Raw genomic sequence first — 25,544 nt, forward strand, 5'->3', positions numbered from 1 at the left:
CTTTCACGCCTCCTTGGCGTCGGCCCCGGCCGGTCGCGATTGCGACGACGCGGGTTTGTCTTCGTGCCGGAAGGGAATGCCAGCAGGTTCGCTATAAGATTTGGTCGACCCCGGGCGGAACACCCAGATCACCACGCCTACGAAGAACGCAAACAAAACCAAAAGAACCCAGCTGTCGGCGAATTCGCGAAGAAGGGAATAAGTTTCCATTTTTTCTCTCCCTAGCGACTTGCCACTGGCGTGAAGGTCGAGAAATCAACCAGCGTGCCCAGCATTTGCAGATAAGCGATCAGCGCATCCGCTTCGGAAATCCCGGCCTGTCCGTCAAAGTTACGGACCTGCGCATTTGGATAGCGTTCAAGCAACCCGTCGGTATCGCCAAAAGGATCAACCTGAGCGGCAAAATCTTCATTGGCTGCTGCGATCATCTCGTCAGTGTAAGGTACACCAACCAGTTGATGGGTTTTCAGCAGGTCCTGAATATATTTGCCATCGATCATCCGGTTTTCAAGAAAGCCGTATTTAGGCATCACCGATTCCGGCACAACCGATTGCGGGTTGCGCAGGTGGTCGACGTGCCATTCATCCGAATAGCGGCCGCCAACACGGGCCAGGTCGGGCCCGGTGCGTTTAGACCCCCACTGGAAGGGATGGTCATATTGTGACTCAGCCGCCAGTGAGTAGTGGCCATAGCGCTCAACCTCGTCCCGCATGGGGCGGATCATCTGGCTGTGACAGACATAGCAGCCTTCGCGGATATAGACATCACGCCCTGCCAGTTCGAGCGGAGAGTAAGGGCGCATGCCCTCAACATCCTCGATCGTGTTTTCCAGCCAGAAGAGTGGTGCAATCTGCACCAGCCCCCCGATTGTGACCACCAGAAAGGCGAAGACTGCCAAAAGGGTGACGTTCTTTTCAAGAATCGCGTGTTTGTCGAGAATTGCCATTTGTCGGTCCCTCCTTCTTATTCGGCCGGGACAACGGAGTTGGTGGCGTCAACAGCCGGGCTCCGTCTGACGGTCATGAAAAGATTGTAGCACATGATGATTGCACCACTGATGAAAAGCACCCCGCCCAATCCGCGTACAACGTACATCGGGAACTTGGCGGCAACCGTGTCGGCGAACGAGTTCACAAGGAAACCGTTGGCGTCCACTTCGCGCCACATCAGGCCTTCCATGATGCCGGTCACCCACATCGAGGCGGCATAAAGGATGATGCCGATTGTGGCCAACCAGAAGTGCCAGCTTACAAGGCTAAGGCTATAAAGCCGCTCGCGGTTCCACAACTTGGGCACCAGGAAGTAGAGCGCGCCAAAGGTGATCATGCCGTTCCAGCCCAAAGCGCCGGAATGTACGTGGCCGATGGTCCAGTCAGTATAGTGCGACAGCGAGTTCACAGCGCGAATTGACATCATCGGGCCCTCAAAGGTCGACATGCCATAAAAGCCGATCGAGATAACCATCATACGGATGATCGGATCGGTGCGCAGCTTGTCCCAGGCACCCGACAGCGTCATCAGGCCGTTGATCATGCCACCCCAAGAGGGCATCCAAAGGATAATCGAGAACACCATGCCCAGCGTCGAGGCCCAGTCAGGCAGCGCTGTGTAGTGCAGATGGTGCGGACCCGCCCAGATATACAGGAAGATCAGAGCCCAGAAGTGGATGATCGACAGTTTATAGCTGTAGACCGGGCGTTCGGCCTGTTTGGGAACAAAGTAGTACATCATGCCCAGGAAACCCGCGGTCAGGAAGAAACCCACGGCGTTGTGGCCGTACCACCATTGTGTCATCGCATCCTGCACCCCCGAGAAAACCTGAACCGACTTGGAGCCGAAAACAGAGACCGGGATTGAGATGTTATTGAACACATGCAGCATCGCCACAGTAATGATGAAGCTCAGGTAGAACCAGTTGGCGACATAGATGTGCCGCTCTTTGCGCTTGACGATGGTCCCCAGAAACACGGCCAGATAGGCCAGCCAAACGATGGTCAGCCACAGATCGACATACCATTCAGGTTCGGCATATTCCTTGGATTGGGTCGCCCCCAGAAGGTACCCGGTGGCCGCCAGCACGATAACCAGCTGATAGCCCCAAAAGACGAACCACGCCAGATTGCCGCCCCAGAGACGGGCGGCAGATGTACGCTGGACAACATAGAATGACGTACAGATCAATGCATTGCCGCCAAAGGCAAAAATAACCGCTGAAGTGTGCAGCGGTCTTAAACGTCCAAAGTTGGCAAACCCTTGCGCCCATTCGAAATTGAGCGCCGGAAAAGCCAGCTGGAAAGCAATGAATGTGCCCACCAGAAATCCGACAACGCCCCACAGGGCGGTGGCGACAACCCCGGCACGGATGACCCCATCCATATATTCGCCCGAAAGGTCAACTTTGGGTTTCGGTTCATCCGTGTGGCGCAACGTCCACACAAACATGCCTGCGGCGACAAGCGCCACAGTCAGCGCGTTAACCAGGTAGGCAAGATCGCGCGCGTAGTTGGCCGCGATCAGCGCGAATAGCGTGACCAGACCAAGCGCAATCAGCTTGATATAATTCGTCATAATGCGTCCCTTCGTCTCTATCCGCGCGATTCGTATGTAAAGCGCGGGCGCGTTTAGACTGATGCGTTATTGCTGGCAGGGGCAATGACTTACCTTGATCTGTGTCAAGATTTCACAATTCTTGCCCAAAGTTCGGCCGCCCCCGGGGTCGGGCTGCACCGCCTTTCTCAAAAGCACGCGCAAACGCTGCCTCTCTGCCAATTTTTTGCGCAGTTTGGCGCCGCTTGGCCGAACGCGTCCTTATTTCTATGATAAATTCCGGATCGGGGTTAACGGTCGGTTACTTGACACTAATCAAAGCGGAGGTCCGGGAAACCTGCTTAGCCTGAATTCAGAAGCGAACACAGCAAAGGAATTCGAGATGACCTATAACTGCCTGTTTTCCGTCCTGACCGACGAGGCGCTGGTTGACGGCGTGCTGGCCCATGCCGTTGCGGCTGCGCAGGCCCATGATGCGCATCTGGATGTGCTTTGCCTGGGTGTCGACCGCAGCCAGACCGGATACTACTATGCTGGGGCCAGCGCAATCGTGCTGCAGGAAACAATAACCCGGGCCAATGAAGAGGCCGACGCGATTGAAGCCAAGGCCAGAAGCATCCTGAAGGCATCGGGCATCCGCTGGGCCAGCGAAAGCGGTGTGGCACAACTTGCCGATCTGGGGCGGCATGTGTCGGCCCGGGCGCGATTTTCGGATCTGGTGATTCTTCCGCAGCCCTATGGCGAAGGCCGCGGTGCCGAGTTGGAGCCGGTGACCGAAGCAGCACTTTTCGAAGGCCACACCCCGGCATTGGTCGTTCCTGATGGCGACGATCCGCAGCCTGGCCCGCAAAGGGTCATGATCGGCTGGAACGAAAGCATCGAGGCGCTGAACGCCGTGCGTGCGGCCCTGCCGTTGCTGCGCGGGGCGGACGTGGTGCATGTGGTCGTGATTGACCCGCCAACCCACGGACCCAACCGGTCAGACCCCGGCGGCCTTGTGTCCCAATACCTGGCGCGCCACGACGTGACGGTGGAAATTGATGTCCTCAGCAAAACCTTGCCGCGCATCTCGGATGTGCTGATCCGGCATGCGGGCGATATGGATGCTGACATGATCGTGATGGGCGCCTACGGCCATTCGCGCTTCCGCGAGGCGATCTTTGGCGGTGCCACACGCTACATGCTGGAACAGGCAAAGATCCCGGTGCTGATGGCGCATTAAACTGCTGCCCCGAAGTATCGGAACGTGAATGGCCCGCGCAGGAATCGGCAGGCCCGTTACCGGATTGCAACATTGCCAAAGAGCCAAAAACGGCGGCTCCAAATTAGTCCTTGACTGGGCCATAGGCCTCACGCCACCGTCAATCGCGAACAGGAGGCGCTGGCGTGAGGCCTGCAAATATCATTCGATCTTGGCTTTGCTCAGGTCCACTTTGTGCTTTGGTGGTCGCAGTATCGGGGGCTGTGGCACGCGCTGATGCCCAGATGGAATTGCATCTGGTGCTGGCCTTTGACGTTTCGGCAAGCGTCAATGACGATGAATTTGATCTGCAGCGCAGCGGCACCGCCGATGCCCTGCGCGCGCCGCCGGTTGTCGCGGCAATTGATCAGGCCCCTGGGGGCGTGGCCATCGCAATCATCCAGTGGTCCAGTGTGACACGACAAGCCCTGGGGCTGGACTGGGTCGCCTTGCACAGCGACAAGGATGTGCTCAAATATGCCGACACCGTCGATGCGATGCCCCGACGTCTGCCAGGTGGCGGCACCATGATCCATTCCGGTCTGGCCTATGCCGGGCGCCTGCTCGACGCAGCGCCGGGCTATGCGCGGCGACAGGTGATCGACCTGTCAGGCAACGGGCGCAGCGACAATCTGGATTTGATGCTGGAGGCCCGCGACAGGCTGGTTTCGCGCGGCGTGGTAATCAATGCACTGGCTGTGGAAGAGCTCAACAATGATCTGACCAGCTATTTCAACCGCCACCTGATTGGCGGGCCGAATGCCTTTGTGGTCACGGCGGACGAGTTCGAGGATTTCACGACCGCCATGAAGATCAAGCTTTTGCGTGAAATCAGCGGCGCGATGTTTTCCGAACGCCCCGTTTTGCAGGGCGATCCTGTCGTTGCCCTCCGGTAGCGATTGAGTGATCACCCTGTACAGGCGGCAGCGGCACCACGCAACGCTTGCCGCATAAAAGAACACCTGCACAAAGCACTTTCATTTTTCCCCAAATACTCAATCCCGCCACGGAACCTGCTTTTCGCCCGCCTGCGCACGTCACATGGCCCTCCGCGCCGAGGAAGGCACAGCCTGACGAGGGATCAAGCGCGCGCGTCAGCGCGCACCGCTGGATCAGGCCCGGCTATTTGTGGGTTTTGAGATCAAGCGCCGCCTGCAACAGGGTGCGGGCATAGTCGGTCTGCGGGGCTTCGAACAGCGCCTGCGCCTCGCCGGCCTCGACCACGTCGCCCTGTTTCATCACGATCACCCGGTGGCTCATGGCGCGCACCACGTTCAGATCGTGAGAAATGAACAGATAGGCCAGACCATATTTCACCTGAAGCTGGCGCAACAGATCAACAATCTGCACCTGCACGGTCATGTCCAACGCGCTGGTGGGCTCGTCCAGAACCACCAGTTTGGGCCGCAGGATCATGGCGCGCGCGATGGCGATACGCTGTCGCTGACCACCGGAAAACTCGTGCGGGTACCGGTCCATCGTAGCCGGATCAAGGCCCACCTCGACCATAACCTCGGCCACCAGGTCACGTTGCGGGCGCCCCCCGGGGTTGCCGTGCACGCCCAGCCCCTCGGCGACGATCTGTTCGCAGGTCATACGTGGGGACAGGCTGCCAAACGGGTCCTGAAAGACAATCTGCATATCAGACCGGTGGCGGCGCAACTCTTTGGTGGACCAGCTATTCACATCCTGGCCTGCAAAGGTGATTTTCCCCTCTGACGCAATCAGCCGCATGATCGCCAGCGCCATGGTGGTTTTACCCGAGCCACTTTCGCCGACAATACCCAGCGTTTCGCCGGCGCGGACACGGATGCTGGCATCATTCACGGCCTTCACATGGCCCACCGTCTTGCGCAGGAATCCGCGCTGGATCGGGAACCAAACGCGCAGGTGTTCGGTTTCAACTACCGCTGGCGCATCATCAGCCACCGCTGTGGGTTCGCCCACGGCGCGGGCGTTCAACAGCTTTTTTGTGTAGGGGTGCTGCGGGGAGGCGAAAATTTTGGCCGTGGGGCCGGATTCCACAATCTCGCCGTCCTTCATCACACAGACCTTGTCGGCAATACGCTGCACGATGCCCAGATCATGGGTGATGAACAGCAGGCCCATCTGCTCTTCGCGTTTCAGTTCGGCCAGAAGTTCGAGGATCTGCGCCTGAATGGTCACGTCCAGCGCCGTTGTCGGCTCATCGGCGATCAGGATATCGGGCTTGTTGGCCAGTGCCATGGCAATCATCACCCGCTGGCGTTGGCCACCGGATAACTGATGAGGATAAGCGCCCAGACGGCTTTTGGGGTCACGGATGCCGACGCGTTCCATCAGTTCCAGAATGCGGGTGCGGGCGGCATCGCCGGTCAGACCCTGATGCAACTCAAGGCTTTCGGTAATCTGACGTTCCAGCGTGTGCAGCGGGTTCAGCGATGTCATCGGCTCCTGAAAGATAAAGCTGATGTCGTTGCCGCGCACCTTGCGCAGCATTCTGTCATCCGCGCCGATCATCTGCTGGCCGTCATAGGTGACGCTGCCCTGCACCTCGGCTGAAGTACCCAGCAGCGAGACAGTGGAAAGCGCCGTGACCGATTTGCCCGACCCGGATTCGCCCACCAGGGCAACGGTTTCGCCGCGGTCTACGGTAAAGGACACGCCATTCACGGCGCGCACCACCTGGCCATCCTGGCGAAATCCGACATGCAGATCCTTGACCTCAAGCAGGCTCATTCAAAGGTCTTTCTTGGGTCAAACGCGTCACGCACGCCTTCAAAGATGAAGACCAGCAGCGACAGCATGATGGCAAAGGCAAAAAACGCGGTGAAGGCCAGCCAGGGGGCCTGCAGGTTCTGTTTCGCCTGCAGCGTCAACTCTCCCAATGACGGCGAGGACGACGGCAGGCCGAAGCCCAGAAAGTCCAGCCCCGCCAGCAGCGAAATCGTGCCGGTGATCACAAACGGCAGCATGGTCAGCGTCGCGACCATCGCGTTGGGCAGCATGTGGCGGAACATGATCACCAGGTTACTGACGCCCAAGGCCTTGGCCGCGCGGACATATTCAAGGTTGCGGGCACGCAGAAATTCGGCGCGGACCACGCCCACAAGGGCCATCCAGCCGAACAGGACGGTGATAAAGACCAGCAGCCAGAAACTGCGGGGCAGAATCGCAAACAGGATGATGATCACGTAAAGCTGCGGCGTGGACGACCATATCTCGATGATGCGCTGAAAAATCAGATCGGTGCGGCCACCGAAATACCCCTGCACGGCCCCGGCGAATATGCCGATCACCGACGACAGCGCGGTGACGATGAGGGTGAACAGTACCGACAGGCGGAAGCCATAGATCACCCGCGCCAGCACATCGCGTTTGGTGTCATCGGTGCCCAGCCAGTTCTGATGGTTTGGCGGCAGGGGCGCTGCACCGGGGCGATCGACCGAGGTGTTATAGCTATAGGGAATGAGCGGCCAGAGGGCCCAGCCCTTTTCAATCGGCTCGCCATTGACCACACCGTCGGCGGCGTCTTCGACAATGCCCTCGGGGTCGTCAAAGCAGTCTTCCAGCCCGCCCGAGGTGATCAGGCAGCGCACTTCGGGGTCGCGATAGATGGCTTCGGTATCGAAATCGCCGCCAAATTCCGTTTCCGGGTAGAAGTTGAAAATCGGCGTGTAATATTGCCCGCGATACTGGATCAGGATCGGTTTGTCGTTGGCCACAAACTCGGCGAACAGCGTGATGCCAAAGATAACCGCAAAGATCATCAGCGACCAATAGGCGCGGCGGTTTCGACGGAAGTTGCGCCAGCGGCGCTGGTTAAGAGGGGACAGGGCCATTTTGTCACCCTTCCCGTTTCTCAAAATCGATACGCGGGTCGACAAGCACGTACATCAGGTCTGACAGGATACCGACCAGCAGGCCGATAAGACCAAACAGAAACAGCGTGCCGAACATCACCGGGTAGTCGCGCCCCACGGCCGCCTCGAACCCAAGTCGCCCAAGACCATCAAGCGAAAAGATCGTCTCGATCAGCACCGAGCCGCCAAAGAACACCCCGATAAAGACCGCCGGAAAGCCTGCGATCACGATCAGCATGGCGTTGCGAAAAACATGACCATACAGCACTTTACGCTCGGACAGGCCCTTGGCGCGGGCGGTCATCACGTAGTGTTTCTTGATCTCGTCCAGAAAACTGTTCTTGGTCAGCAGCGTCAGCGTAGCAAAGGCGGCAATGGTCGAGGCAAGGACCGGCAGCGCGATATGCCACAGATAATCCAGCGCCTTGCCGACAAGGCTGAGCTGGTCAAAATTATCCGAGGTCAGGCCCCGCAGCGGGAAGGCCTGCCAATAGCTGCCGCCGGCAAACAGCACCAGCAGCATGATTGCAAACAGAAAGGCCGGAATGGCATAGGCCACGATGATGATGCCGCTGGTCCAGGTATCAAAGCCCGAGCCGTCGTGGACCGCCTTGCGGATACCCAGCGGGATCGACACCAGATAAGCGATGACGGTCGACCACAGCCCCAGCGTAATACTGACCGGCATCTTCTCCAGCACCAGATCCAGCACGTCGATCTTGCGAAAGTAACTTTCGCCGAAATCAAAGCGCATGTAGTTCCACATCATGTTGAAGAACCGTTCCAGCGGCGGCTTATCAAGACCGAACTGTTCTTCCAGTTCTTTGATGAACTCGGGCGGTAATCCGCGGGCGCCTGCATATTGTGAATTCTCATTGTCTGCGCTCAGGGTTGCGTCCTCGCCCCCGCCCGCAAAGCCGCCGAACACATCGCCTCCGCCCTGGATTTGGGCAATCATCTGCTCCACCGGGCCGCCGGGCACAAACTGTACCAGCGCAAAATTAATGATCATGATCCCCAGCAATGTGGGAATGATCAGCAACAGCCTGCGCAGGATATAGGCACCCATCAGCGGGCTACCTCAGCGCACCCGAGGCCTTGAGCGCCTCGGCTTTCTCGGCGTTGTACCACCAGAAATCCAGGGCCCCCAAGGCAAAGGGGGGCTGTTTTTCGGGATGCTCATACATGTCCCAGTAAGCCACCCAGTGATCGGGGGCATAGCCCGTTGGGATCAGGAAAAATTCATGTCGTAAAACCCGGTCGAGCGCGCGGATGGTCATATCTTCTTCGGCCTGGCTGCTGGTAAGCAGGGATTTGTTGATGATCGCGTCCACCAAGGGACTGGCCAGCCCGGCGGGATTGAACAGGCTGTACGACGCGGCTTCGGATCCAAAACGCTGCAGCAGACCGGTACCAGTGCCCATCAGCGATGGATAGCCGTCGAACACGAGGTCATAGTCGCGATCACGCTCGCGTTTGGTGTACTGGGCAGAATCAACGGATTCGAATCTGGCATCAATTCCCATGGTCTTGAGGTTGGAGACAAAGTTTTCGCCAATCGCCCGATCCGTCGGTTCGCCCGATGAGTTAAACAGAAAATTCAGCGTCAGAGACTTGCCTTGGGCATTACGACGGATGCCGTCATCGCCGGTTACCCACCCTGCCTGATCCAGCAGCTTTTTCGCGAGGCGCAGGTTTTTGCGGGTCAAAAGACGATCAGGATCAGAGGTATGCGGAACCAGCGGTTCAGTCGTCAGCAGCGCCGAAGGCACGATATCGCCCAGAGATTTCAGGAACTCCAGCTCGTCGCCCGCCGGCAGACCTTTGGATTCAAGGTCGGTGCCGGTCGAAAACGATCTTTGTTGCGCGTTCAGGCCGTACAGTAGTGATTTGTTGGTCCATTCGAAATTGAAACACAGGGCCACCGCCTCGCGGACGCGTTTATCCTTGAACGCCTCGGATCCCAGGTTGAACACGATACCGGTCATTGCAGGTGGCGTCCCGTCGGGCAGTTCTTCGCGCACCACAGAGCCACGTTCGATGGCCGGGAAGTCATAGAAACTGGCCCATTTCTTGGGGTCAGATTCGGTGCGAAAGGTCACTTCGCCAGCCTTGAACGCCTCAAAGGCGGTGGTGGCATCGGTGAAGTATTCCAGCCGGATCCGGTCGAAATTGTGCCGTCCCTTGTTAATCGGCAGGTGCCAGCCCCAATAATCCGGGTTGCGCCTGAAAGTCGCGCGGCGGCTGACGTCAATCTGGTCAATCAAATATGGCCCTGACCCCGGCGACACTTCAAGCCGGCCCTCATCCAGACGCGCACCAGTATCCTCGTACCACTTTTGGGACCAGACCGGCACGGTGCCGACCTGATCAATCAGGCTGCGGCGCGAGATACCTTCGGTGAAATAGAACTTGATGGTGTGATCGTCGATCACTTCGGCTTTGGGGATGCGTTTGCGCACGGCATCAGCATAGGATTTCAGCCCCTGATCCAGCAACAGGTTGTGGCTGAACAACACATCATGCGCCGTCACTGGCGTGCCATCGGAAAAGCGCGCCTCGGGGCGCATATAGAAGATGACCCAGTCCTTGGTTTCAGGATATTCCAACGACTCGGCCAAAAGCCCGTAGAGTTCGCCATCCGCATCCGCAGGCAGCGCGCCGCCACCGGCCAGAACCTCGCCCAGAAGACTTTCATACATCACCGTAGACAAGGCCGAGGCCTTGCCCTTGCGCGAATACGGATTCATCGAATCGAACGTGCCGCTGAGCGCGATCGAAATTTCGCCGCCCTTGGGCGCATCTGGATTCACATAGTCGAAATAGGGATAATCCGCTGGATATTTCAACTCGCCGAAGTAGGAGTAACCGTGCGATTTGATTATCTTTTCCTGCGCCAGAGCGGCATGGGCCATCAGGCTTGCGAGTGACAGACAGATGAGTGCAAAAACAAGCCTCAGGGGTGTGCTGTTGTTAAGCGCCCGGGTCTGGGCCCGTCTGCGTTGTCGGGTCATACTCGTTCCCTCCTGCTGCGATCCATATCGCATTGATCTGGTGCTTTTTTACTTGGGTGCAAGCTAAAGGAGGCATAGCAGTACATTCAAGCGCGGAAACGTGACCACCGGTTGATTTCCGGCACACGGGCATGAAAAAGGCCGCCTGCCCGGTTTCGGGCGGCGGCCTTTGGGTTTGTTTTGATGGCGACCTAGTTGCCGATGGTGCCCAGATAGGCAATCACAGCGGCGCGGTCTTCTTCTTTTCTGACGCCGGCAAAGCTCATTTTATTACCGGGGGCAAAGCCTTTGGGGTCTTCCAACCAGGCGTTCAACTGATCAACCGTCCAGTCGCCACCAATGCCCTGCAGAGCACCGGAATAGCCAAAGCCGTCAACACTGGCCACGGCGCGGCCAACAAGACCGAACAGATGCGGGCCAACGCGGTTTTTGCCGTCTTCAAGTGCATGGCAGGCCTTGCATTTCTTGTATACTTTCTCGCCTTTGGCGAGATCGGCCGCGGCGACCATCCCGGCAAAGCCAGAAGCACCGGTGCTGGCGGCTTCCTCGGCTGCAGGCTCTTCAGCGGCGGGTTCTTCGGCAGCAGGTTCTTCGGCAACAGGCTCTTCCGCGGCGGGCTCTTCAGCAGCGGGCTCTTCAGCAGCGGCTTCCTGATGGGTTTCTTCGACAGCGGGCTCCTCTGCAGAAGCCTCTTCTGCGGCCGGAACATCCATTTCATAGGTCGTTCCATCGGTCTGGTCGAGATAGGCGATCACGTTGGCGCGATCCTCGGGTTTTTTCAGACCGGAAAAGCCCATGGCGGTACCCGGCGCATAGCTTTTGGGGTTTTCCAGGAATCCGTCCAGTGCTTCGGGCGTCCAGACTTCGACCACTTTTTCAAGGGCGCCGGAATATCCATAGCCCGCAGCCGAATCGACCTTGCGGCCAACAACGCCGTACAAGTACGGGCCGGTGGCATTTGCACCATCTTCCAGTTTGTGACAGGCCTTACACTTGCCAAATACCTTGGCGCCTTTTTCCAGATCGGCAGCTGCAAACAACTCGGCCAGCGAAGGGCCTTCGTCGGCGGCGGCCTCACCGTGGGCGTCAGCTTCTCCAGTGTCGATTACATAGGCCGCACTATGGCCGTCACCATGTCCGCCTCCCGTAGTATAGAGCAGTTCAGCCGCCCATTTGCTCAAAAGGAGTATCAGCAGCGCTCCGCAGAGGCTGCCGACGATCTTGGTAAGTCTCATCGTATCGAACATAGGCCCGTTTCCATTTGATATCTCTTGGCCGCGTATCTATCCGCTTCCCCTATGTAGACGCAAGGTGTAGTTTGCGCGACCAAACGCCCGACCCGGGCAAAAAATGACAGGAATAACTGCTGATGACCAAGCGCATTGCCTTTCAGGGCGAGCCGGGCGCCTATTCGCACCAGGCTTGCCGTGACACCTATCCCGAGATGGAGGCCCTGCCCTGCCGTACCTTCGAGGACGCAATCGAAGCTGTGCGTAGTGGCGAGGCGTCGCTTGCGATGCTACCGGTTGAAAACTCGACCTTTGGGCGCGTGGCCGACATTCATCACCTGCTGCCCGAGTCAGGCTTGCATATCATCCGCGAGGCATTTGTGCGGGTGCATATCAATCTTCTGGCCCTTCCGGGCACAAAGCTGGATCAGGTTGAAAGCGCCATGAGCCATACGGTGCTGCTGGGCCAGTGCCGTGACTTCCTGTCCAAACATGGAATCCACCGGGTGGCCGGGGCGGATACGGCAGGATCGGCCCATCACGTGGCAGAGGCCGGCGATCCCAAGCTGGCAGCACTTGCCAGCGAACTGGCCGGTGAAATCTACGGGCTGGAAGTGCTGGCACGTCATATCGAGGATCAAAGCAACAACACCACCCGTTTTCTGGTGATGGCGCCCCAGCCCGATCATACGCCGCGCGGCGATAACGGGATGATGACAACCTTTGTGTTTCAAGTCCGCAACATTCCGGCCGCGCTTTACAAAGCCATGGGCGGGTTCGCAACCAACGGCGTGAACATGACCAAACTTGAAAGCTACATGGTCGGCGGGTCGTTCACAGCAACGCAGTTTTATGCCGATATCGAAGGCCACCCTGATGATCCGGCGGTGGCGCGGGCGCTGGACGAGTTGGATTACTTTACCTCGGACATCACGATTCTGGGGGTATACCCGGCGGATCGCCAACGTCATTGATGATGCAACAACGTCGCGGGATGCGCAGAGCGCAGGCAAGGCGTCCAGATGGCGACCTGGCGGATTGCCTGCTTAAAGCCTTTTGCGTTTTTCCTGAATCAGGGAAAGTGGAAAGGGCCCACGCCATCTCAATGTTGTGGGCGCTTTACATCAAATCTGTAACTCAGATTAAATGCAAAACGCTTTACGCCCGGCGTTTCAGGCGATTTTCAAGGTCTCTTGCATAATCACCCAGGCGCAGTGAAAACCGTTTGCCCAGATTTGCGCGGGCCAGCTTTAGCGACTGTACCAAAAGTCGCGCCGACAGGTTCTGCGGCTTGAGTACGACATCCACGTTGATCCGGGTCCGGTTGCGCGAGAGGGCTACCAGATCTACCGACACGACCCCACCAAGCGGTGACGCGCGCGACGCCAGCAGCATGCCATTGGGGGGCTCAAAATGCGTCAGTTCAAGAATGAGCTCGCGGCGCTTGCCACGCAATTCGAACGCGATATCCCAGGCCATGCCCGGACCGACGGTAGTCAAATCATCAACGCGCCGCACTTCGGCGCCGCGGCGCAGGGCGGAGCGTTCGAACGACTGAAAATTCGACACTTCGGCAAAGACATGGTCGATCGGTGCTTCGACATCTTCTTTCGCACTGAAATTCATGGCGCTGCCCCGGTTAATTGATTGAGTTTATTGTCGCGTCAATCCAGCGTATCCGCAAGCCAGTTGGCCAGCAAAAATTGCGCAATCGCACCTTTGCGCGCCGGGGCCAGAAAGGGATGGTTTCCGGCAAAGGCCTGCATCATGTCTTCGCGCGTGATCCAGATTGCATCCTCGATTTCGGTGGGATCGATGTTGATGTGGTGGTTCAGAGCCGTGCCCCGACATCCAAACATCAACGATGACGGAAACGCCCAGGGCTGGCTGGCCAGATACTCAACCTGCCCCACCATGATGCCTGCTTCTTCGAACACCTCGCGGCGCACGGCGGCCTCGAGCGTTTCACCCGGTTCGACAAAGCCGGCCAGCAGCGAATACATCCCCTCTGGCCACCCCGGAGATCGCCCCATCAGAACCGAATTTCCATTTGTTATCAGCATAATGACAACCGGATCGGTGCGCGGAAAATGCTGCCCGCCGCAGACGGAACAACTGCGTTGCCACCCGGCCATGACCATCTGGCTTTCTGAACCGCACTGGGCACAAAACCGATGACTGACATGCCAGCTTGCCACGGCTTTGGCGGTAGCGGCCAACTCGGCATCGCGAGGTGAAAGCCGGGTCATGATCCGGCGCAACTCGGCAAAGACCGTCTCTGCGGGCAGGTCGGGATGCTGTTGCTCGGTCGCGTCCAGGAACTGACCCAGCGCAGCCTCGTCCAGTTCCTCTGGCTGCCAGCCTGAAATGTCACTGGCAAAGATTAGATCGCCAGTTTCCTCTCGTCCCAACAGAATCGGAGGGGAAACCGCCTGCGTCAGAACGGGGTGATCCATCGGCAATCTGACAAGCCGGTCCAGCGCTTCTGCGCGCACCAGCGGCTTGCCGCGCCACAGCAGGATCGATTTGCTGCATCCTTCGGACGTCAGTTTGGCCAATGCCGTGGCGTCACCGCGCAATTCAGCGGCCCGATCCAGGGTTGAGCCTCCGAATGTTACTGTTTCTGCACGTTTCATATGCTACCCTCGGGCATCACCTGTCATTTTCTGGGCGCAAGGGCAAGCCGGGCAAGCAAAGAGGTCTCCTTTTTGTTATCACTCACATAATTCAACCTGAGGATGATTTTTAAACTGGAAATGCATTCACCAAGCCATATATTCCAGCAAGCAGCGGCTGTCGGTATCCGCACCGAGCAGCACTGTCTTGACACCGTCCGATCCTGACCAAAAGTTGACCTTTATTGACCGAGCCCGACCTTTCCTTTCCGTCACCCGCGCCTCACCGGGCTGGTGTGCCACAGGTTTTTTTGCGCCTGCTTGAGACCACTGATGTGCATGCTCATCTGTTACCCTTTGATTATTTTTCAGGACAAAACACCGGTTTTTCGGGCCTCGCCTGCGTGGCGACGCTGATCCGGCAGGCACGGGGTGAGGTGCAGAATTGCCTGTTGTTTGATTCCGGTGACTTTCTGCAGGGCACCCCGATCAGCGACATGACAGCCCAGCCCGGCACCGGCTGGACCGGGCCGCACCCGGTGCTGACGGCGATGAACCTGCTGGGGTATGATGCTGCCACCCCAGGAAATCACGAATTCAATTTTGGGTTGAATTGGCTGCACGAAACATTGTCACAGGCCAGCTTTCCGGTCACCTGTGCGAATGCCCTGAAGCAAAGCCGGGACGGGGCTGAAACGTTGTTCCCGCCTTATCTGATCCTAAAGCGGCAGGTTCTGGACACCCGGGGCAACTCTCACGATTTGCGCATCGGCGTGATCGGATTACTGCCCCCGCAGATCACCACCTGGGACCAGTACCACCTGCAAGAACGGGTCTGCAGCCGTGACATCGTTGAAACGGCACAAACCCTGGTGCCGCAGATTCGGGCTGCGGGCGCCGATCTGGTTATCGCCCTGGCCCACACCGGCATCGACCCGGCAACGCCGTTTTCAATGATGGAAAACGCGGCCCTGCCGCTTGGGGCTGTTGCGGGTATTGACGCGATTCTTGCGGGCCACAGCCATCAGATATTTCCCTCTTCCGGGTTTCAGGGGACAGTCGGCATCGACGCCTGCGCTGCTACCCTGAACGGAACGCCCGCCGTCATGGCCGGATTTGGCGGATCGCATCTTGGGGTTCTGGATCTGGGTCTGGAAAAGGGCGCACAGGGATGGCGGGTGACCCACCACCGTGCCCAGGCCAGAACCACGCAGGCAACCCCGCCCGATCCGGCCATCTGCGCCGCCCTCGAAAAGGCTCATCAGGCCACTGTGCGCCTGACAGGCCGAAGCCTTGGCCGGACGGCCAAACCCCTGCACAGCTACCTGTCACTGATCCGCAATGATGCATCTGTGCAGCTGGTCACCCGGGCACAAAGACTGGCTCTGACACAGCGCCTCAAGGGGACAGAACATGAGGGCCTGCCGGTCCTGTCGGCCTCGGCCCCCTTCAAAACCGGTGGGCGTGCCGGGCCGCTGCATTATTCCGACGTACCACCAGGGGATTTTCTGCTGCGCAATGCTGCGGATCTTTATGCGTTTCCCAACACCCTTTGCGGGCTGCGCCTGACCGGCGCACAGATACGCGACTGGCTGGAACGCGCCGCCATCATTTTCAACCGGATCACACCGGGAGGTGACGATCAGGTGCTGATTGACCCGGCTGTGCCGGGACACAATTTCGATGTCATAGACGGGTTAACCTATCAGATCGACCTGTCGCAGCCCGCCCGCTTTGATCTGTCCGGCAACCTTATAGCCGCCAGCGCCCGGCGCATCTGCGATCTATGTCACGCGGGCAAGCCCGTTGCAGACAAGGAGGAATTCATCGTGGCCACCAACAACTTCCGCGCCTTTGGCGGTGGCCCCTACCCTGTGCTGGCCAACGTCGGCCTGATCCATTCAGGGCATCGGGCCATTCGTGATATCCTGGCAAAATTCGTCTCCGATCACCCGGATATTCCCAGCGACACACAGCCCATCTGGACGTTTCACCCGATGCCCGGCACCAGCGCCGTCTTTGAAACCGGTCCCGGCATCCGCCGCTATCCTCGGGATCTGGCCGCGCTGAATGCCACGGACCTGGGGGATTCCGATGCTGGCTTTGCCCGCTTCAGGCTGCCTTTATAGCTGCCGGACGGCGACCGACAGGAGCACAAATGCATCCCTTGCGAATCCGTCCCGCCGCGCTTATGTACTGAGGCGAGAGGTTGGCGCGGGCGAGCGCCTCGCCAACCCGGTCAGATCCGGAAGGAAGCAGCCGTAACGAGCCCCGCTTGGGTCGTTGTCCAGCCTCTCACCCTTCTTCCCAGCTTGCAGATTGACCCAAGAATATAACCGGCGCGCCCGTAAACAACGATCGCCACAGGTCGCACTGTCAGCGACACGTCACCTTTCCCCGCATGCCGAGGAGACGCCCCAGCGGGCGTTGACGAGATAAAAGAGCGCGCCGCAGGCGCTCCTTCGGATCACAGTGCCTGCGATGAGGTTCAGCCCCTCCGCCCTGAACAACCGCCTTGTCCAAACTCAGTTCCGGGGGGGAACCAGTTTACCCGGATTCATGATGTTGTCAGGGTCCAACGCCTGTTTCAGCGCCCCCATCACGGCCCATCCGCCACCGTGTTCGTCCTGCATGAACTTCAGCTTTCCCACGCCGACGCCGTGCTCGCCGGTGGCAGTTCCACCAAGCTGCAGCGCACGTTTGACCATCCTGTCCGACACCTCATTGGCCTGCGCCATCTCGACAGGATCATCGGGATCGATCAGCAGGATCGCGTGAAAATTACCGTCTCCCACATGACCCAGGATCGGCCCCTGCACGCTGTTTTCGGCCAGATCGGCGCGGGTTTCCTCGATCGCCTGCGCCAGATTCGAGATCGGGACACATATATCGGTCACGATGGCGCGCGCACCCGGACGGGCAGCCAGAATGGCGTGGTAGGCATTGTGCCGCATCGCCCAAAGCGCGGTTCGGTCCTCGGTGCGCGTGGCCCAGTCAAAACCCGAGCCGTTGTGATCCCTGGCAATCTCGCCGAACATCCCGGATTGTTCCGCCACGCCGCTGTCAGTGCCGTGAAATTCCAGCAGAAGATGCGGCTTTTCCGGCAGAATGCTGCCGGAATAGGCATTCACTGCGGCAACGCTGGCCGTATCAACCAGTTCAATCCGTGCAATCGGCAGACCGATCTGAATCGCGTCCGTTGTCGCAGCCACGGCATCGCCGACGGTCTCAAACGCGCAGACGGCACTGGCAATCGCCTCGGGCTGGCCCCGCAGGCGCAGGGTCAGTTCGGTGATCAGGCCAAGCGTGCCCTCGGCGCCCACAAACAGGCCGGTCAAATCATAACCCGATGATGATTTGCGCGCGCGGCTGCCGGTGCGAATAACCTCGCCCGCCGCCGTCACCACTTCCAGCCCCAGAACATTGTCACGCATGGTGCCATAGCGCACCGCCGTGGTGCCGCTGGCCCGGGTCGAGGCCATCCCCCCAAGCGAGGCATTGGCCCCCGGATCGACCGGAAAGAACAACCCCGTTGCCCGCAACTCTTCATTCAGTGCTTCGCGGGTGACACCGGGCTGCACCCGCACATCCATGTCACCCGTGCGGATATCCAGCACTCGGTTCATCTGTTGGAAATCCACGCAGATCCCGCCGTGAAAGGCCTGCGCCTGCCCTTCCAGAGAAGTACCCGTACCCCAACCCACAACCGGGCAGAGATGCCGGGCGCAGGTACGCACGATCTGTGCCACCTCGTCGGTCGTCTCGGGATAGGCGACCGCATCGGGGGGAGTCGTCGGAAAATGCGTTTCACTGCGCCCGTGCAGATCCAGATCAGACTTGGACCGGGTCAGCCGTTGGCCTAGAACGGTTGACAACTCGGCGATTGCGTCCTGAATACCCATGCGTGGCCTTTCCTCGTGATTGCAGGTTAACCCTAAAACGTTTCGGTCTGTTTCTGAATCAGAAAAGGGCGATACGCTGCAGGAGCTACAACTGGTCTGGGTGTTGCGCGTTGATTATGTGAAGCGGGTTAAACGCAAAACACTTTTGGCGATGCGGTGCAAATGTGAAAGCATACCCCGTGTCGGGTAAACGGAAAGTCTATGTCGGAAGCGGAAAAATCAATCTTCAGGCAGAAAAGCGACGCGGGCCGTGATCAGATCCGAAATGGCTGGAAAGTGTTGCGCGCACACGGGCCCAGCCAGTTTCAGTTCTGGCTGATCGCGCTGTTGATCGGGATTGCCGCCGGATTTGCCGCGCTGTTGTTTCGCAAAGGGATCAACGCCTTGCAGTGGCTGGCCTACGGCACCGAGGATATGTCCCATATCCACAGCTTTGCCGCCACACTGCCGTGGTACTGGGTGCTGAGCGTTCCGATACTGGGCGGGCTGGCGGTGGGGCTGATCCTGCACCATTTCACACCGGATGCCCGGGTGCGTTCGGTTTCGGACGTGATCGAAGGTGCCGCGCTGAACGAAGGCCGGGTTGAACGGCGCGTCGGCGTCGCATCGGCACTGGCATCGCTGATCACGCTTGGCACCGGGGGCTCGTCGGGGCGCGAAGGGCCCGTGGTGCATCTGGCGGGCGTTATATCGACCTGGGTCAGTGACAAGATCAATGCCAACGGGATCACCGGGCGCGATTTGCTGGGTTGTGCTGTGGCTGCGGCGGTCTCGGCCTCGTTCAACGCGCCCATTGCCGGGGCGCTTTTTGCGCTTGAGGTGGTGCTGAGGCATTTCGCCGTGCACGCTTTTGCCCCGATCGTGATCGCCAGCGTGGCAGGCACGGTCATCAACCGGCTGGCCTTTGGCGATATCACTGAATTTGCGCTGCCCACGTCCACCGCACTTGAGTTTTACGTCGAATTGCCGGCATTCCTGCTGCTGGGGCTTATTTGTGGTTTGGTCGCCACGGCGTTGATGCAGGCCATCTTTTTTGCTGATGACTTTGCCAGCCATGTCCAGAAACGCACCGGAATGCCGCGCTGGATGCGCCCTGCCGTAGCAGGGGCATTGCTAGGCCTGCTGGCGATCTGGTTCCCGCACATCATCGGGGTGGGCTACGAAACAACCTCGGCCGCGCTGACCGGTCAATTGATCTGGCACGAGGCGATCGTCTTTGTCATGCTCAAGGTGGCGGCCGTTGCCATCACCATCGGCGGGCGCATGGGCGGGGGCGTGTTTTCGCCCTCGCTGATGGTCGGGGCGCTGACCGGGCTGGCCTTTGGCCTGATCGCCACATCGATATTCCCCGATGTTTCGGGCTCGCACACCCTTTATGCACTGGCTGGCATGGGGGCTGTGGCCGCCGCCGTGCTGGGTGCGCCGATATCGACCACGCTGATCGTGTTTGAACTGACCGGCGACTGGCAGACAGGGCTGGCGGTGATGGTGGCGGTGTCGATGTCCACCGCGCTTGGGTCCCGTCTGGTGCGGCGGTCGTTTTTTCTGTCACAGCTGGACCGGCGCGGCATCCGTCTTGCGGCCGGGCCACAGGCCTATCTGCTGGGGATGTTTCGGGTGGCCAAGCTGATGCGCAAGCCCGACGACCCGCGCGCTGCCCCCGAAGACGAATGCTGGGACCTGGTCGAGGACGGCGTATATATAGACGGAAACGCCACGCTTGAGGCCGCAATGCCGATCTTTGACCGCTCTGGCGCGCGCTTTATCCCGGTTCTCACCCTCGGCGGCGAGGATCAGCCACCTGAACTTTGGGGTGCGCTGTTTCATGTCGATGCTCTTAAGGCTTATAACCGCGCGCTGGCGGCCGTGTCGGAAGAAGAACACAGCTGAACCGCAACGGCGCATCTGCCCATATCACCTAATCGCGCCGCACCGCAGGGCGCCTAAACCTTGCCTGTTTCGCTTCCGGGCGCTAAGGCCCACAGGTATGACAGACAAACCCAAATCCTTTGGCCGCAAGTCGATCTCGGCCAGCCTCAAACCGCAAGAGCTGATAACCTCCACGCCGCGCCTTGCAGGTGCGTGGACGGCCAGAATCATCACGCTCTTCCCGCAGGCCTTTCCCGGGGTCCTGGGTGAAAGCCTGACAGGCAAGGCGTTAAAAGACGGTCTTTGGGCGCTTGAAACCATTGATCTGCGCCCCTTTGGCGAAGGCAAACACCGCAATGTCGATGACACGCCCGCTGGCGGCGGGGCCGGCATGGTGCTGCGCGCCGATGTTGTAGGCCGTGCCATTGATCAGGCCCGGATTGGAACCACTGCAAACTGGCCCATTGTCTATCTCAGCCCGCGCGGCAAGCGCTTTGATCAGGCCATGGCGCAAAGCTGGGCCGCCACACCGGGCATCATCCTGCTGTGTGGCCGCTTTGAAGGGGTCGATCAGCGGGTACTTGACCATTACAATGTGCAAGAGGTCAGCCTTGGCGATTTTGTCCTGACCGGCGGCGAGATTGCCGCGCAGGCCATGCTGGATGCCACCCTGCGGCTTTTGCCCGGCGTGCTGGGCAACGCCGACAGCACCGCCGAGGAAAGCCATTCGGGCGGCTTGCTCGAACACCCGCAATACACCCGCCCCGCCAACTGGAACGGGCTTACCATTCCCGAAGTGCTGACTTCGGGCAATCATGCCAAAGTGGCCGAATGGCGGCGCGCCATGTCGGAGAAACTCACTGCCGAACGACGCCCTGACATGTGGAAGAAATATCTGAACAAAGACAGTTGATTGGCACCCGAACACAACGCAGGTGTCTGCGGTGAATATCTGGCCGCCATCCGTATTTGAGCGTCACGCCTAGAACCCAGGATATCAGGTAGAAACGTGATGCCTTAGGCCGATGCGATACCACAATGCTGCATCCGCCTTGCCGCCGTTTGCGAAAAGCCCGGCGTTCCTGGCAATGAATGCCCGCAGTCGACCTTCGTTCCAAACGTTTCAATACGTCGCCACAACCCTGGGTCACTTGATCTGCAATGTTCTACGATAGGGGTTGAGAAAACTTGGGTTCCTCAAACAAGAACGCGCCCATGGCTGATCTGGCCACAGGCGCGTTGCAATTTTGTGATCGCGTTTATTTACGCAATTCGGTCCAAATCGCTGTGTAGAACTCCAATGCCTTGGGCGAGCAGGTCGGAAGGAAGTGACCGGCAGATTGCAACTCGGCCGGGATCAGGATCTCGGGCGCGTCTTTCATATCGGCGGGCATGAATTCATCCGATCCGGAAATGCCATTGGCATAGCGCGCAAAGGCCGAGATCAGACCGGCGTTCTCGGGCTCCATGATGAAGTTCAGGAACTGATAGGCCTCATCGACATTCTTGGCATCCGACAGCAGGGCAACCGAATCCATCCAGAGCGGAAAGCCCTCTCTGGGATAGCCGAACTTGACCTTGTCATTCTGAAGCCGTGCCCGGAACACCGCGCCGTTCCAATAGACCGAGGCCAGCATGTCGTTCGAGGCAAGCTTCGGCGTCGCGCCATAATCCATCGACTGCCATTTCGGCTTGGCCGCCATAAGCACATCGCGGGCCTTTTTCAAAACGGCCGTGTCCTCGGTGCAGGCCTCGCCCCCCACATACATCAGCGCCAGCGACAGAACGTCGTTCATCTCGGGCGCGACGTTGATCTTGCCCACAAGTTCTTCGGGCGGATCAAGGAAAATGGCCGAGGTATTGATATCACCGGAGTAGGTGTCAGAATTGACAGCCATGCCAACCGAGCCCCACTGCCACGGAATGGTGAAGGTCCGGCCCGGATCCCATGGCACATCCAGCCATTCGGGGGCGATATTCTTGTGGTTGGGCAGTTTGCTGAGGTCCAGTTGCTGGATAAGGCCCTTTTCGACGTAAATCTGCACATAGTTGGCCGAAGGCACGACAAGGTCATAGCCACCGCCGCCGGCTTCAACCTTGGAAAGGGCGGTATCGTTGCTGTCGTAATCGGTGAGGGTAACCTTGATCCCGGTTTCAGCCTCGAATTTCTCAAGTAATGCGGGATTGGTGTAATCCCCCCAGTTGAACAGCTGCAACTCCCCCTCTGCGCTTGCAAAGGTAGTGCTTGCAAGCAACAGCGCGGCTGCGGAAAGTAATTTTTTCATAGTCGTCTCCCTGTTGGATTTTTTTTGTTTTTTGTTTCTTTTCTTCGTCATTCATTTCTTCTTGTCAGCAAGAAGAAGGCCGTAAGCATAATAATCGTCAGACATATTAAGAGCGTAGAGATCGCATTGACCTCGACCGTCATGTTGCGGCGAATCTGACCCAGCATATAGGTTGGAAGCGTATCTTGCCCGGCAGATTTTACAAACAGAGATATCACCACATCGTCGAGCGAGGTAATAAACGCCAGCATGAGGCCTGCAATAACCGCTGGCATCAGAAGCGGTAGCGTCACATAGCGGAAGGTTTGCCAGGGCGTGGCATAAAGATCGGCGGCTGCAGTTTCGAGAGCAAGGTCCATCCCTTCAAGCCGTGCCCGTATCGGCAAATAGGCAAACGGGATGCAAAAGGCCGAATGCGCTATGATCAGATAACCCAGTCCCTGATATCCCGTCGCTACCTTGATGAACCCGAACAAAATCAAAAGGGCCACGGCGGTTACAATTTCAGGCACCATAAGGGGCTGGTTAATCATCAGATAAACAAAGGTCTGCCCGGCTGAACGCTTGCGCCGTGTCGTTCCCAAGGCCGCCAGAACAGCGACAGAAGTAGAAATCACCGCCGCAAAAGACGCGATGGTAAGCGATCTCAGGGTCGCATCCTTAACCTGTTCGTTCGCCCAGGCGCGTGGGTACCATTGCAATGAAAACCCTTCCCAGATTGCAGGCGACGGACCGGCATTGAACGAAAACAAAACCAGCAGGCCAATGGGCAGGTAAAGCATCACAAAGACCATTACCGCGAGGGTGGAAAAGCCCGGCAGACGGGCGATGGAAAATGCGCGATTAGCCATGACCATTGTCCCTGTTGGCAAAGCGGACATAAACCGCCAATGCGACGGCGACGATGACCAGCAACGTTACCGAAAGCGCCGCCCCCAACGGCCAGTTGCGGCCTGCGCCGAACTGCAAATCAATGAAATTTCCGATCATCATGTTGCGCCCACCCCCCAGGATGCGGGGTGTTACAAACGCCCCCATGGAAGGGATGAAGACCAGGATAGACCCTGCTATCACGCCGGGCTTGACCACAGGAAACACGATTTTCCGCAAAACCTGCCAGCGGCTGGCGTAAAGATCATAACCTGCTTCCAGCAGGCGCATGTCAAAACGGTCGAACGCAGCAAAAAGTGGCAAGACCATAAGTGGAAGATAGACATAGGTCATGCCCAGAAAGACCGCGAAATCCGTGTAGATCAGTTGAATAGGATCGTCGATCACGCCAATCCACAACAGAAACGTATTCAACACACCCTCATTACGGATGATCTGGTTGATCGCAAAAGTCCTCACCAGCAGGTTGGTCCAGAACGGTATGGTAATCAGAAACAACAAGGCGGTGCGCATGCGTGGGCTGCGCGTGGCAATAAACCAGGCAGTCGGAAAACCAAAAACAAAGGCGAAAAGCGTGGTGTAAAGCGACAGTTTCACCGAGCGCCAGAAGATCGACAGATGGGCATCGGCCAACTTGTAGGTGCCATCGAAAATGTCACGTGAATACAAGATTCCGACCCAGGCATCGGTTGAAAACACCCACTCCACATTGCCATATTTGCCCGGTTCCAAGAAGGAATAGATCAGGATGATGATCAGAGGGCCCGAGGCGGCAATGATCAGCAAAAACAGTGCGGGTGCCGACAGCAACCAACCGGCGCGCCTGGCTTTGCGATCTGCGGCTTGTTCGGCAGCGCTGGTCATTGGGCCAGTACCTGCAAAGCGCCCGGCTCAAATCTGAGGCCAACTGCTTCTCCCGGGGCAAGCCCGATCTCGCCTGACGGCGCGTTTTGCAGCCGGGCCACGATTTGCGTCCCGTCCCCAAGGCGCATGTGACAATGGGTGTCCGTGCCGAAATAAACCGTCTCAACGATGGTCGCGGCCAGACAATCGGCTTCATCCGCAGCGCAGATAACCACCTGTTCGGGCCGCACGGCAAAGGTTACCTTGCCTGCATGGCCCGTTACATCGGCGGACAGGACTTCTCCCGAAGTAAGCGTCGCCCTGCCTGCTTCAACGCGGCCGGTCAGGAAATTCGTTTCGCCAATGAAGTCTGCCACAAATCGGTCAACCGGATGGTTGTATATCTCGCGCGGGGATCCGATTTGCAGGATATTGCCCGACTGCATCACCGCGATGCGGTCCGACATGGTCAGCGCCTCTTCCTGATCATGCGTGACGAAAATAAAGGTGATCCCTGTTTCGGCCTGCAGGCGCTTTAGCTCACGCTGCATTTCCTTGCGTAGTTTAAGGTCAAGCGCCGAAAGGGGTTCATCCAGCAACAGTACCTTGGGTCGGGGGGCCAAAGCACGGGCCAAGGCAACACGCTGTTGCTGCCCTCCAGACAGTTGCTGCGACTTTCGCGAAGCAAGGCTTTCAAGTTGCACAAGAGCCAGCATTTTTTCGACGGCGTGGTTAACCTCTGCCTTGGGCCGGCCCATCATCTGCAAACCAAAGCCGATATTTTCCGCCACGCTGAGATGCGGGAACAGCGCATAGCTCTGAAAGACGGTATTGATCGGACGCAGATTTGGTGGATCGGCTGTAATATCTTGCCCCTCAAGAAAAATTTGACCAGATGTTGGTGTCTCAAAGCCAGCGATAAGACGTAAAAGGGTTGTCTTGCCGCACCCGGAAGGCCCAAGCAGCGTAAAGAACTCGCCCTGATCGATGCTAACCGAAACTCCGTCAAGGGCACGTACTGTGTGTGCTCCCGTGCCATAGTCTTTCCGCGCGGCGCGGGCTTCTACCGCTATTGATTTGCTCAAAACTGTCTCTCCGGTCCCGTTTTTTTCAGTTGAGCCCATACCGCATGAACAGGCAAGGGGTCAGGGCACTTTCTACAGACGCAGATTTGCTGCGATTGGCATAACAGGCGCTTGGCACCTCATTAAAACATTCATGAAAAGATGATGAGCAGGCTTAAATAATGAATCAAATTGCCATTTT

Annotated in this window: 21 protein-coding genes and 1 other RNA gene; 7 read left to right on the forward strand and 15 right to left on the reverse strand. The window is 58.3% G+C overall.

Translation table 11 applies throughout. The features are described 5' to 3' along the window. Window positions 1-3 precede the first annotated feature (3 nt). From PEL8287_RS16245 to ccoN, 3 genes are read right to left on the reverse strand one after another with little or no spacing between them, the layout of a single operon-like run. Window positions 4-210, reverse strand: a complete 207-nt coding sequence (locus tag PEL8287_RS16245) for a cbb3-type cytochrome c oxidase subunit 3 (protein WP_085893485.1) — start codon at window positions 208-210, stop codon at window positions 4-6. An 11-nt stretch (window positions 211-221) separates the two neighbouring features. Continuing rightward, a complete protein-coding gene (ccoO, locus tag PEL8287_RS16250; protein ID WP_085893486.1) occupies window positions 222-947 on the reverse strand; it encodes a cytochrome-c oxidase, cbb3-type subunit II in 726 nt (241 codons plus the stop codon). Between the two features lie 17 nt (window positions 948-964). Next, window positions 965-2,569 (reverse strand): cytochrome-c oxidase, cbb3-type subunit I, encoded by a 1,605-nt coding sequence (ccoN, locus tag PEL8287_RS16255; RefSeq protein WP_085893487.1) that lies wholly within the window; start codon window positions 2,567-2,569, stop codon window positions 965-967. Window positions 2,570-2,930: 361 nt separating this feature from the next. Here ccoN and PEL8287_RS16260 point away from each other — a divergent pair, with 361 nt between their 5' ends. Continuing rightward, window positions 2,931-3,770 (forward strand): universal stress protein, encoded by an 840-nt coding sequence (locus PEL8287_RS16260; protein ID WP_085893526.1) that lies wholly within the window; start codon window positions 2,931-2,933, stop codon window positions 3,768-3,770. A 242-nt stretch (window positions 3,771-4,012) separates the two neighbouring features. Next, a complete protein-coding gene (locus tag PEL8287_RS16265; protein ID WP_139837833.1) occupies window positions 4,013-4,684 on the forward strand; it encodes a DUF1194 domain-containing protein in 672 nt (223 codons plus the stop codon). A gap of 226 nt (window positions 4,685-4,910) precedes the next feature. Here PEL8287_RS16265 and PEL8287_RS16270 read toward each other — a convergent pair whose 3' ends face one another. The 5 genes from PEL8287_RS16270 to PEL8287_RS16290 form a co-directional block, all read right to left on the reverse strand. After that, the gene (locus tag PEL8287_RS16270) at window positions 4,911-6,506 is read right to left on the reverse strand and encodes an ABC transporter ATP-binding protein (RefSeq protein ID WP_085893489.1); all 1,596 of its coding nucleotides are present in this window, start codon (window positions 6,504-6,506) and stop codon (window positions 4,911-4,913) included. Continuing rightward, window positions 6,503-7,609, reverse strand: coding sequence for an ABC transporter permease (locus tag PEL8287_RS16275; protein WP_085893490.1), 1,107 nt, complete (start codon window positions 7,607-7,609; stop codon window positions 6,503-6,505). The genes PEL8287_RS16270 and PEL8287_RS16275 overlap by 4 nt, the downstream gene beginning before the upstream one ends. A 4-nt stretch (window positions 7,610-7,613) precedes the next feature. Then, window positions 7,614-8,699 (reverse strand): microcin C ABC transporter permease YejB, encoded by a 1,086-nt coding sequence (locus tag PEL8287_RS16280; protein ID WP_085893491.1) that lies wholly within the window; start codon window positions 8,697-8,699, stop codon window positions 7,614-7,616. A 7-nt stretch (window positions 8,700-8,706) separates the two neighbouring features. Further along, the gene (locus PEL8287_RS16285; protein ID WP_085893492.1) at window positions 8,707-10,644 is read right to left on the reverse strand and encodes an extracellular solute-binding protein; all 1,938 of its coding nucleotides are present in this window, start codon (window positions 10,642-10,644) and stop codon (window positions 8,707-8,709) included. Between the two features lie 191 nt (window positions 10,645-10,835). After that, window positions 10,836-11,891 (reverse strand): c-type cytochrome, encoded by a 1,056-nt coding sequence (locus PEL8287_RS16290; RefSeq protein WP_085893493.1) that lies wholly within the window; start codon window positions 11,889-11,891, stop codon window positions 10,836-10,838. Window positions 11,892-12,013: 122 nt separating this feature from the next. Between PEL8287_RS16290 and PEL8287_RS16295 the strand changes: the two genes are divergently transcribed. Beyond that, complete coding sequence (locus PEL8287_RS16295; protein WP_085893494.1) at window positions 12,014-12,847, forward strand: prephenate dehydratase; 834 nt, start codon at window positions 12,014-12,016, stop codon at window positions 12,845-12,847. A gap of 184 nt (window positions 12,848-13,031) precedes the next feature. Here PEL8287_RS16295 and PEL8287_RS16300 read toward each other — a convergent pair whose 3' ends face one another. Then, window positions 13,032-13,499, reverse strand: coding sequence for an SRPBCC family protein (locus PEL8287_RS16300; RefSeq protein WP_085893495.1), 468 nt, complete (start codon window positions 13,497-13,499; stop codon window positions 13,032-13,034). 38 nt (window positions 13,500-13,537) lie between these two features. Then, window positions 13,538-14,509: an NAD(+) diphosphatase gene (nudC, locus tag PEL8287_RS16305; RefSeq protein ID WP_085893496.1), complete on the reverse strand. Its 972-nt coding sequence runs from the start codon at window positions 14,507-14,509 to the stop codon at window positions 13,538-13,540. A gap of 224 nt (window positions 14,510-14,733) precedes the next feature. On the opposite strand from nudC, the gene PEL8287_RS16310 reads away from it, so the two are divergent. Together PEL8287_RS16310 and ffs are read left to right on the forward strand one after the other, a co-directional pair. Continuing rightward, entirely contained in the window at window positions 14,734-16,617 is a 1,884-nt protein-coding gene (locus PEL8287_RS16310) for a bifunctional 2',3'-cyclic-nucleotide 2'-phosphodiesterase/3'-nucleotidase (protein WP_085893497.1), read from the forward strand. Window positions 16,618-16,691: 74 nt separating this feature from the next. Continuing rightward, an RNA gene (gene ffs / locus PEL8287_RS16315) (signal recognition particle sRNA small type) lies at window positions 16,692-16,788 on the forward strand. Window positions 16,789-17,013: 225 nt separating this feature from the next. Here ffs and PEL8287_RS16320 read toward each other — a convergent pair. Continuing rightward, the gene (locus PEL8287_RS16320; protein ID WP_085893498.1) at window positions 17,014-18,390 is read right to left on the reverse strand and encodes an FAD-binding oxidoreductase; all 1,377 of its coding nucleotides are present in this window, start codon (window positions 18,388-18,390) and stop codon (window positions 17,014-17,016) included. 201 nt (window positions 18,391-18,591) lie between these two features. Between PEL8287_RS16320 and PEL8287_RS16325 the strand changes: the two genes are divergently transcribed. Both PEL8287_RS16325 and trmD read left to right on the forward strand, forming a co-directional pair. Next, the gene (locus tag PEL8287_RS16325) at window positions 18,592-20,280 is read left to right on the forward strand and encodes a chloride channel protein (RefSeq protein WP_085893499.1); all 1,689 of its coding nucleotides are present in this window, start codon (window positions 18,592-18,594) and stop codon (window positions 20,278-20,280) included. Window positions 20,281-20,377: 97 nt separating this feature from the next. Continuing rightward, window positions 20,378-21,172, forward strand: coding sequence for a tRNA (guanosine(37)-N1)-methyltransferase TrmD (gene trmD / locus PEL8287_RS16330; RefSeq protein WP_085893500.1), 795 nt, complete (start codon window positions 20,378-20,380; stop codon window positions 21,170-21,172). A gap of 346 nt (window positions 21,173-21,518) precedes the next feature. On the opposite strand, the gene PEL8287_RS16335 is transcribed toward trmD, so the two are convergent. From PEL8287_RS16335 to PEL8287_RS16350, 4 genes are read right to left on the reverse strand one after another with little or no spacing between them, the layout of a single operon-like run. Next, window positions 21,519-22,544, reverse strand: a complete 1,026-nt coding sequence (locus PEL8287_RS16335) for an extracellular solute-binding protein (protein WP_085893527.1) — start codon at window positions 22,542-22,544, stop codon at window positions 21,519-21,521. 47 nt (window positions 22,545-22,591) lie between these two features. After that, complete coding sequence (locus PEL8287_RS16340) at window positions 22,592-23,395, reverse strand: ABC transporter permease (protein WP_085893501.1); 804 nt, start codon at window positions 23,393-23,395, stop codon at window positions 22,592-22,594. After that, on the reverse strand, window positions 23,388-24,299 hold the full coding sequence (locus tag PEL8287_RS16345) for an ABC transporter permease (RefSeq protein WP_085893502.1): 912 nt from the start codon (window positions 24,297-24,299) through the stop codon (window positions 23,388-23,390). The genes PEL8287_RS16340 and PEL8287_RS16345 overlap by 8 nt, the downstream gene beginning before the upstream one ends. Continuing rightward, window positions 24,296-25,363, reverse strand: coding sequence for an ABC transporter ATP-binding protein (locus PEL8287_RS16350; protein ID WP_085893503.1), 1,068 nt, complete (start codon window positions 25,361-25,363; stop codon window positions 24,296-24,298). Before PEL8287_RS16350 ends, PEL8287_RS16345 begins: the two co-directional genes overlap by 4 nt. Window positions 25,364-25,544: the final 181 nt, after the last annotated feature.

It is taken from the genome of Roseovarius litorisediminis (assembly GCF_900172295.1).
GTDB lineage: Bacteria > Pseudomonadota > Alphaproteobacteria > Rhodobacterales > Rhodobacteraceae > Roseovarius > Roseovarius litorisediminis.

Coding starts and splice junctions, on each gene's coding strand:
- PEL8287_RS16245 (WP_085893485.1), bottom strand. CDS start 210: ATGGAAACTTATTCCCTTCTTCGCGAATTCGCCGACAGCTGGGTTCTT.
- ccoO (WP_085893486.1), bottom strand. CDS start 947: ATGGCAATTCTCGACAAACACGCGATTCTTGAAAAGAACGTCACCCTT.
- ccoN (WP_085893487.1), bottom strand. CDS start 2,569: ATGACGAATTATATCAAGCTGATTGCGCTTGGTCTGGTCACGCTATTC.
- PEL8287_RS16260 (WP_085893526.1), top strand. CDS start 2,931: ATGACCTATAACTGCCTGTTTTCCGTCCTGACCGACGAGGCGCTGGTT.
- PEL8287_RS16270 (WP_085893489.1), bottom strand. CDS start 6,506: ATGAGCCTGCTTGAGGTCAAGGATCTGCATGTCGGATTTCGCCAGGAT.
- PEL8287_RS16275 (WP_085893490.1), bottom strand. CDS start 7,609: ATGGCCCTGTCCCCTCTTAACCAGCGCCGCTGGCGCAACTTCCGTCGA.
- PEL8287_RS16280 (WP_085893491.1), bottom strand. CDS start 8,699: ATGGGTGCCTATATCCTGCGCAGGCTGTTGCTGATCATTCCCACATTG.
- PEL8287_RS16285 (WP_085893492.1), bottom strand. CDS start 10,644: ATGACCCGACAACGCAGACGGGCCCAGACCCGGGCGCTTAACAACAGC.
- PEL8287_RS16290 (WP_085893493.1), bottom strand. CDS start 11,891: ATGTTCGATACGATGAGACTTACCAAGATCGTCGGCAGCCTCTGCGGA.
- PEL8287_RS16295 (WP_085893494.1), top strand. CDS start 12,014: ATGACCAAGCGCATTGCCTTTCAGGGCGAGCCGGGCGCCTATTCGCAC.
- PEL8287_RS16300 (WP_085893495.1), bottom strand. CDS start 13,499: ATGAATTTCAGTGCGAAAGAAGATGTCGAAGCACCGATCGACCATGTC.
- nudC (WP_085893496.1), bottom strand. CDS start 14,509: ATGAAACGTGCAGAAACAGTAACATTCGGAGGCTCAACCCTGGATCGG.
- PEL8287_RS16320 (WP_085893498.1), bottom strand. CDS start 18,390: ATGGGTATTCAGGACGCAATCGCCGAGTTGTCAACCGTTCTAGGCCAA.
- PEL8287_RS16325 (WP_085893499.1), top strand. CDS start 18,592: ATGTCGGAAGCGGAAAAATCAATCTTCAGGCAGAAAAGCGACGCGGGC.
- trmD (WP_085893500.1), top strand. CDS start 20,378: ATGACAGACAAACCCAAATCCTTTGGCCGCAAGTCGATCTCGGCCAGC.
- PEL8287_RS16335 (WP_085893527.1), bottom strand. CDS start 22,544: ATGAAAAAATTACTTTCCGCAGCCGCGCTGTTGCTTGCAAGCACTACC.
- PEL8287_RS16340 (WP_085893501.1), bottom strand. CDS start 23,395: ATGGCTAATCGCGCATTTTCCATCGCCCGTCTGCCGGGCTTTTCCACC.
- PEL8287_RS16345 (WP_085893502.1), bottom strand. CDS start 24,299: ATGACCAGCGCTGCCGAACAAGCCGCAGATCGCAAAGCCAGGCGCGCC.